The sequence below is a fragment of the Streptomyces sp. CAI-85 genome (assembly GCF_013363615.1).
GTDB lineage: Bacteria > Actinomycetota > Actinomycetes > Streptomycetales > Streptomycetaceae > Streptomyces > Streptomyces antibioticus_B.
Map to the genome: position 1 here is coordinate 363318 of NZ_JAANNX010000004.1, position 7838 is coordinate 371155.

Consider the following 7838-nt stretch of genomic DNA (forward strand, 5'->3'; position numbering starts at 1 on the left):
CGGCGCGGACGCTCACAACTCGTCGATGCCGATCCGGTCCGGACCGGTCGTGGTGCGCACCGTGGTGATCATCGAGCGGACGGTCTCCACGGACGGCACCCCGACGGGGCCGCCGCGCCACGCGAGCAGCGCCTCCAAGGTCCGGTCGTTGGCGAAGCGTTCCAACTCCGGCGGCAGGGCGATCCGGTACTCACCGCGCCTGTCGGGTGCGTCCTGGACCCGCCGGAAGTAGGTGACCAGGGTCTCCCAGGACGTCGGCTCGGCCGCGAGCAGATGGAAGAAGTCGCGGTGCCGGCTGCGGATCACCAGGAGCGCCGCCAACTGGAGCCGGAACGCCCGGTCCTGTGCGGATCCGGCCTGGGCGGCGGCGATCCCCAGGGCCATGTTGAAGACGTTCACGAAGCGCTTCAGACGCCGCGGGTTGGCGCCGAGCCCGCGCCGCAGCAGCTCCCAGAAGGCATCGTCGTCCCCCCGTTGCACGACGTGCGGCGCGAACGCCGAACGCAGGGTGTCGAAGGAGACGTCGGGCAGGAAGAACGGCAGTTGGACGATCTTGTCGAGGTAGGCCAGGCCGGACACGACCTCGGCGGGCGCGTCCTTGAACGCGTCGCCGAACTTGTTGGTGGCGACGGCCGCCAGCACGTCCAGGTCGAGGGCGAGGACGAACACACACCGGGACTCGCCGAGGAACAGCTTCAGCGACTCCAGGACGGTCATCGCCGACTCCGGCGTACAGCGGTCCAGGTCGTCCACGAAGACGACCAGCCGCCCGTCGGTGCCGACGAACTCCTCCACCGCCTCCCGGAAGTCGTTCTCGAAGCGGTTGATCTGCCGGTACTGCTCGGCGTCCCCCTCGGCGAGTTCGGTGAGCATCGTGTCGACGTCACCGCTCTTGACCACCCCGCCGGTGGCCAGCGAGGCGGCCGTCCCCAGACCGGCGCGCACCGAGAGCCAGGTGGCCGCCTTGGCGAGGCGCAGGGCCTTCTTGCTCAGCCCCTCCTCCGTCTTCATCTCCGACAGGATGGTGTGCAGCAGCGCCGCCCACACCTCCACCTTGCGGTCGTACTTCCAGGGGTTGAACCAGATGGTGGAGACCTTCTTCTCCTTCAGCCGGTGCTCCCACAACCGCAGCAGACTCGACTTCCCGGTGCCCCAGGAGCCGAACACGCCGACGGTGAGCGGCAGGGGCTCGGCCCGTTCGACGGCGGCGTGCAGTATGTCGACGTAGGGCCCGAAGTGGAAGGCGTCGTCGGCGGGTTCGGTGACGGGGTTGTCGGTCAGCAGGTACAAGACGGTTCCTTCGGTCGTGCGCGAGAGCGGGCGGAGACGCGTCGGTTCGTTCAGGCGGGCACCCGTTCGGCGTGGGCGCGGAAGGCGAGGAGCGCGGGGTCGTCGGGGCCGAGGGAGCGGGACCAGACGGCGAGGGCGGCACGGGCCTGCCGCGCGGCGACCTCGGTGTCCCCCGCGGCGGCGTGGTGTTCGATCACGGCGAGGACCAGCGCGCCGGTGGTCTCCGGTGGCTCGCGCAGTGCCGCCGACAGATCGAGGCGGTGGGCGATCTCGGCGATCCGGGCCCGGGCCGCGGGATCGGCGGGGTCGATCGGGTCCTTGGGGAGGGCGGCCGTGAGCAGGGCCAGCGCGGACCGCTCGGCCGCCGCGCGCTCGTTGGGCCCCATCACCGTGGCCCGCATGACGGTGTGCAGGGCCGGATGCGTCTCGACGACATCGCGGTCGACGACGGCCAGCGCCTCGTCGGCGAGCCGGCGCAGGGCGAGATCGAGGCCGATCTTGTCGTGCAGCACACCGTCCGGTCCTGCGTCGTCCGGCCCCGGCCCGGTGACCGCGGACAGCAGCTCGAAGGAGACCGGGCCGGTCCCCAGACAGGTCAGCACCCGCAGCAGTTCGGCGGCGGCCGGATCGGTCTCGCCCAGCTCCGCCACCGCCTGCTTCCACACGGCGGCGAGCCGGACGTCGTAGTCGGCGGGGCCGCCGCGCAGCAGCAGTTCGGCGCAGAGCCGGTCGAAGCCCTCCAGATGGTCGGCCACGCTCAGCCGGCGCTGGGCCAGCGAACGGCCGAGCTGGATCAGCAGCGGCGGCAGGTTCCCGGCGCGCCCCGCGACCGCGTCGGCCTGCTCGTCGGTGAGCCAGTCCGCGGAGTCGCGGAGCAGCGCCCGGCTCTCGTCGCGGTCCAACGGCCCTACGCGTAAAGGGTGTTCGGTCCGCTCGGTCCAACTGATGTGGCGGCTGGTGACCAGGATGTGCCCGGCGTCGAGCGGCAGGTACTCGAAGAGCTTCTCCGGGGAGCCCGCGTTGTCCAGCACCAGGAGCCAGCCGCGGTCGACGCGGCCGGTGCGCAGCCGGTCGAGCACGGCGTCCACCGAACCCCGGCCGTCGCGCGGGCCCGGCACGGACAGGGCCTGGCCGAGCCGGTCGAGGGACAGGGCGAGACTCTGGTCGTCCGCGGCCCGGCACCACCAGACGAAGTCGTAGTCGTCGCGGTACCGGTGGGCGTACTCGCGCGCGGTCGTGGTCTTGCCGACGCCGGCGAGACCGTGCAGCACGCAGAGTCCGTCGCCGCCGGGGCGGACCAGGGCCGCGCGGATCGTGCGCAGGAGTTCCTCCCGGCCCACGAAGTGCTGGTTGCGCGGGGGCGCGACGCCGCGGACGGTCAGGGGCGGGCCGTCCCGCTGTACGCGCAGCGGGGGCCACGCGGACGTGCCCGACGGGACCGGGGCACCGCCGCGCGCCCAGACGGCCGGGGGCAGGATCGTCCCGGCCAGTTCCAGCGCGCGGCCCGCGTCGGAGCGGGTCAGCCGCTCGGTGAGCAGCCCGGCCGCTCCGTCGCGCAGGACGTGGGCGCGCTGTCCACCGGCGTCCCGGTCACGCTCGGGCGCGCGGACCAGCAGACCGCTGTAGAAGACCTCGGCGACGGCTGCGTCCGTCCCGTCGGCCCCCGGCAGCAGGTCACGGCGCAGGGCGCGCAGCAGCTCGACGGTGACCAGCGGGGACACGGCGAGCAGCGCGGCGAGCCGCACCGGCACGGGTCCGGCGAGATCCTCCAACGTCCGGATGAGGGTGGCGGGTTCGGTGCTCGGGGCGGGCGGTGCGAGGTCCGCCCAGACACCGGTTCCGGCGCCGGAGGGGATGCCCTCGCCGTCGTACCAGCCGCTCGTGGGATCGGCCACGAGCCTGGCCCAGCCCTCGACGGCGCCCTCGTCGTCCAGGGGCAGCAACGGGACCGCGCTCTCGGCGCGCAGTCCGGCGGCCGCCTCCAGGCTGCCGGGCCGGAGCAGGCATTCCAGCCAGGCGGTGGGGGTGCCGGGGCGGGCCGCACGCCAGCGGAACGGGGCGAGCGGGACGGCCGCGCGGTGCCGCAGCGGCGGGGGCAGGGGATGCAGCACGGCGGTCGCACAGGAACGGCCCCGCCGTTCGAGCAGCTCGACGGCGCGGCCGTCCTGCCAGGCGGGGCCCACACAGTCGCTGAACACGAGCAGTGCGTGGTGTCCCGGGGTGGTCTCGGGGGCGGTGTCCAGCCGCAGTTCGCCCGGGGCGGAGCTGTCGATCGTGTGGACACGGACGCCGTCGAAGGGGGCCCGGTCGAGGGCGGTACGGAGATCCCGGACGGCCTGGGTCCACAGCTCCATCGAGGGCGCGTCGTCGACGACCAGGTCGAGGGTGAGTCGCGGGCCGCCGTCGAGGGGGCGGAGCGCGGTCAGGAGGGCGGACGGGGTCACGGGGCACCGCCGTCGCCCACGGGGTCTCGCAGCTCCAACCGCGCCCACGGCAGAGGCCGTTCCGGGTCCGCGTAGACGAGGGTCACCCGGACAGGGCCCTCGCCGCTGTACTCCGCCGCCTGCCGTGCCCGCCAGGACCGGACGGCCTCCGGGATCCGCTCCAGGGGGACGGTGCGTGCCAGCTCCATGAGGGCGGCCTCGGTCGCGGGCCGCGGGTCCGGTGCCCAGATGAGCACGGGGACGCCTTGGAGAAGGGCGACGGCGACCTGGTCGGTGGAGCGCGGAAACATCAGCCCGACGGCGTCAAGCACCAGGGCCCGGCCCCCGGCCCCCTCCACCCAGCGTGGCTCACGTGCCGTGGGAGGTGTGTCCTTGAGCCGGTCCCACCGCCGGTGCCAGCGTTGGCGCACGCCGGGCCGGTCCATCAGTTCGGCGGGGCGCACGACGACCGGGTGGTCCCAGCCGAGCGCCGACGGTACGGGGTCCGTCGCGTCGAGGAAGAGGTCCACGGGCAACGTCAGCAGGGAGTACGGCAGCACGAACTCGATCAGCGGGGCGGCTGCCGTCTCCTGCGCCTCGACCCGGCGCACGACGTCCAGGACCAGCTCCGGCAGCCGGTCACGGGGCACCGAGGCTCCTGGCTGGAGCACGTGCGTGCTGCCGTCGGGCCGGGTGACCGTGGACACCAGGTGATAGGCCGCCTCCTGCCAGGGCGCCGAGTCCACGTGGAAGGAGAGAACCAGCCGCTCAGGCTCCGGCGCGGTGACGGGCAGGGCCTCCCATCCCGTACGCTCCCAGACCTCCCGGCCCCCCACCGCACCGACCGGCAGCAGCAAGGGCGCCGAGAGCTTGTCCACCAGGGCCGCGAACGCCTCCAGTTCCGCGCTGCCGGGGTCGTACACCCGCAGTACGTCGACCAGGAGGCGCAGGCTCCGCGGTTCCCGCCCGAGCTGCCGCACCAGGTGCATCGCCCTGCCCCGGGTGGACACGACCGCGTCCGACCCGAGGTCGGTCCCGGGCGGCAGGCCCGTCCGCAGTTCGTCCACCAGCAGGGGGAACAGGAACGGGTCCCGCACCACGGGCACCGCCACCAGTGACTCCACCAGCTCACCGTGCTCCCGCAGGGCGAGGCCGTCGGCCGGGGCCAGGCCGGGGATCCGGTCCAGGGCCGCCGAGAGCGGCAGGAACCGGCCACGCTTCCCGCCCGGGGTGTCCTGAAGGGCGGTCAGGATGCCGGTCACGGCCCCCTGGGCATCGACCAGCGGGCTGCCGCTGCTGCCCGGGCGCGGCAGCGCCGCGTCGAAGTCGAGCCAGCCCCAGTCGTCCGTAGCGCCGGGGTCGGGCGCCTCGCGGACGGCGGCCCGAAGCTCCCCGTCGGGGGTGAGGAGCCGGACCTGCCGACCGGCTTCGGCCACACCGGCCCGGAAGGGGGAGGGCAGTCGCCCGGTCCGGTCAAGGGCCAGCAGCGCGGCGTCCCCCGAGGAGTCCCGCAGGGGCAGCCAGCAGCCGGGCAGCACCTCCGCCCGGGCCTCCTCGGGAGGCTCGTCCGCCGCGGCGAGCAAGGTCACGGGCAGCGACGCGCGAGGCCCGTCGTCGCTGTGCCGATCGAGGCCCAGCGCGACAGTCACCACGTGGGCGCAGGTCAGGACGTAGGAAGGGGTGATCAGGAACCCGGACCCGGCCGGCCCCCCGCCACGCCCCTGGATCTGGACCCGTCGGGGAAGCGCCCCCTCCAGCTCCCCCGCCACCGCGCCCCCCGTTTCGCCGTCGCCGACGATTATCGGGCCGGGGGGACGCTCACGTCAGCCGAACGGACGGAACGGGGCCGTCGTTCCAGGCCCAGGCCCTAGCCCACGGTCTGCGTGTGGACGTACTCCACGAGGCGGGTCAGCGCGTCCGGGTCGGTGGACGGCATCACTCCGTGGCCGAGGTTGAAGACGTGGCCCTCCAGTCCGGCGGCCGACTCCAGGACCTCGCGGGCCTTGGTCTCGACGGCCTCGGTGCCGGCGAACAGGACGGTCGGGTCGAGGTTGCCCTGGAGCGCCTTGCCGGGGCCGACCCGGCGGGCGGCCTCGTCGAGCGGGACGCGCCAGTCGACGCCGACGACGTCCGCGCCGGCCTCGCCCAGCAGGCCGAGCAGCTCACCGGTGCCGACGCCGAAGTGGATGCGCGGGACGCCGTAGCCGGCGACGGCGTCGAAGACCTTCGCGGAGGCGGGCAGCACCGAGCGGCGGTAGTCCACCGGGGCGAGGGCGCCGGCCCAGGAGTCGAAGAGCTGGACGGCGCTCGCGCCCGCCTCGATCTGCACCTTCAGGAAGCCCGCGGTGATGTCGGCGAGACGGTCGAGCAGGTCGGCCCAGAGCTGCGGGTCGCCGTACATCATCGCCTTGGCGTTCTCGTACGTGCGGGACGGGCCGCCCTCGACGAGGTAGCTCGCGAGGGTGAAAGGCGCGCCGGCGAAGCCGATCAGCGGGGTGGACCCGAGTTCGTCGGTGAGCATGCCGATGGCCTCGGTGACGTACGCGACGTCCTCGGGGGTGAGGTCGCGCAGCCGGGCCAGGTCGGCGCGGGTGCGGACGGGCTGCTCGACGACCGGGCCGACGCCGGGCTTGATGTCGAGGTCGATGCCGATCGCCTTGAGCGGGACGACGATGTCGCTGAAGTAGATCGCCGCGTCCACACCGTGCCGGCGGACCGGCTGGAGGGTGATCTCGGTGACCAGGTCGGGCCGCATGCAGGAGTCGAGCATCGCCACGCCCTCGCGGACCTTGCGGTACTCCGGCAGGGAGCGCCCGGCCTGCCGCATGAACCAGACGGGCGTGTGCGGCACGGGCTCGCGCCTGCACGCCTTGAGGAAGGCACTGTCGTAGGTCGCTGTCGGCTGCCGGCCCGCGGGGCTCTCGTTCGCGCTCACGCCGGCAAGTCTCCCACGCCGTCGGGGGCCGTCCGGCCGGGCCCCGGAGCGCCCGGGGCCCGTGCGCGTGTTCGCCCAGCGCGCAGCCGTCCGAGGTGGCCGCGCGGGTGTCTTGCCCTGCGCGAGGCCCCGGTTCCCCTTAATCTTCCCCGCATGGCTGCGGCTCAGGGACGACTGTCGGACGGCGCTGGCGGGATGGACGAGGCGAACGGGGGGAACGGGGGGCTGGGGGCGAACGGAGCGGACCGGGACGGGAGCAGGTCGCTGCCGCTGCCCTTCCGGGCGGCGGTCGACGCGCTGCGGGCGGCGCGGCTGCGGCCTCAGATCGAGATCGATCCCACGCCGGCCCCGAAGAAGCTCGCCCCGTTCGCGTACGCGCTGGAGGCGGCGGTGGTGGACGGCGACCAGGATCTGGCCGACGGCAGGCTGGTGCTGCTGCACGATCCGGACGGACACGACGCCTGGCGCGGAACGTTCCGCCTGGTGACCCTGGTCCGGGCCGAGCTGGAGCCGGAGATGGCGGCGGACCCGCTGCTGCCGGAGGTGTGCTGGTCCTGGCTGACCGGTGCGCTCCAGGCGCGCGGGCTGACGTACGGCGAGCCGAGCGGCACGGTCACCCGGGCCAGTTCGCACTACTTCGGCGGGCTGGCCGAGCGGCCGGCGGCCTCGCAGATCGAGATCCGGGCGTCCTGGACGCCCCGCGAGGGGCTGGGCGGGGTGCCGGACACGGGGGCGCATCTGGCGTCCTGGTGCGATCTGCTGGCGCAGGTGGCGGGGCTGCCGCCGGCCGGTCCGGGGGACGCGTCGGTGGTCACGCTGCCGCAGCGGCGGGGTCCGCAGTCGCGCTGAGGGGCACGTTCGGGTTTCGGGTGGGTCTTCCCACCCGTTCGGCCGTCCCGATGGGCAATCTCTTTGTCGATACGGCCACTTTCGATCCCGTAATGCACTCAGACAAACCGATTCGATCTTCGGATGATCGATCGCGTGTCCGAATTGCACGGATTGTTACTCACTAGATCGTGATCATTTTCTAAAGGACGCCGGGTTCGCTGCCGAAGACGACTGTGACCTTGAAAGCACGGTTCGTCCCGGCTTCCTCCCCACAAGCCCCCCACGAGCCGGCCCGTCCCCCACCCAGGAGGCCTGGTGTCCGTTCTCCTCGAGCAGCCCGCAAGCCTGGTCGCCTACCG

The 7838-nt window shown here is 73.6% G+C and carries 5 protein-coding genes; 1 reads left to right on the top strand and 4 read right to left on the bottom strand.

Going from position 1 to position 7838, the window contains the following annotated elements:
- Positions 1-12: 12 nt before the first annotated feature.
- The 4 genes from G6W55_RS08850 to hemE form a co-directional block, all read right to left on the bottom strand.
- Positions 13-1290, bottom strand: coding sequence for a P-loop NTPase fold protein (locus tag G6W55_RS08850; protein ID WP_175520231.1), 1278 nt, complete (start codon positions 1288-1290; stop codon positions 13-15).
- Between the two features lie 50 nt (positions 1291-1340).
- Positions 1341-3734, bottom strand: a complete 2394-nt coding sequence (gene fxsT, locus G6W55_RS08855; protein WP_175520232.1) for an FxSxx-COOH system tetratricopeptide repeat protein — start codon at positions 3732-3734, stop codon at positions 1341-1343.
- Positions 3731-5482, bottom strand: a complete 1752-nt coding sequence (locus G6W55_RS08860; RefSeq protein WP_175520233.1) for a trypsin-like peptidase domain-containing protein — start codon at positions 5480-5482, stop codon at positions 3731-3733. Before G6W55_RS08860 ends, fxsT begins: the two co-directional genes overlap by 4 nt.
- A 98-nt stretch (positions 5483-5580) precedes the next feature.
- Positions 5581-6648 carry a uroporphyrinogen decarboxylase gene (gene hemE, locus G6W55_RS08865; protein ID WP_175520234.1) on the bottom strand — a complete coding sequence of 356 codons (1068 nt, stop codon included), beginning with the start codon at positions 6646-6648 and terminating at the stop codon, positions 5581-5583.
- 153 nt (positions 6649-6801) lie between these two features.
- Here hemE and G6W55_RS08870 point away from each other — a divergent pair, with 153 nt between their 5' ends.
- Positions 6802-7497: a DUF3000 domain-containing protein gene (locus G6W55_RS08870; protein WP_175520235.1), complete on the top strand. Its 696-nt coding sequence runs from the start codon at positions 6802-6804 to the stop codon at positions 7495-7497.
- Positions 7498-7838: the final 341 nt, after the last annotated feature.

Excerpts from the sequence above, each read along its gene's own strand:
- G6W55_RS08870 (WP_175520235.1), top strand. The coding sequence starts at position 6,802 with ATGGCTGCGGCTCAGGGACGACTGTCGGACGGCGCTGGCGGGATGGAC.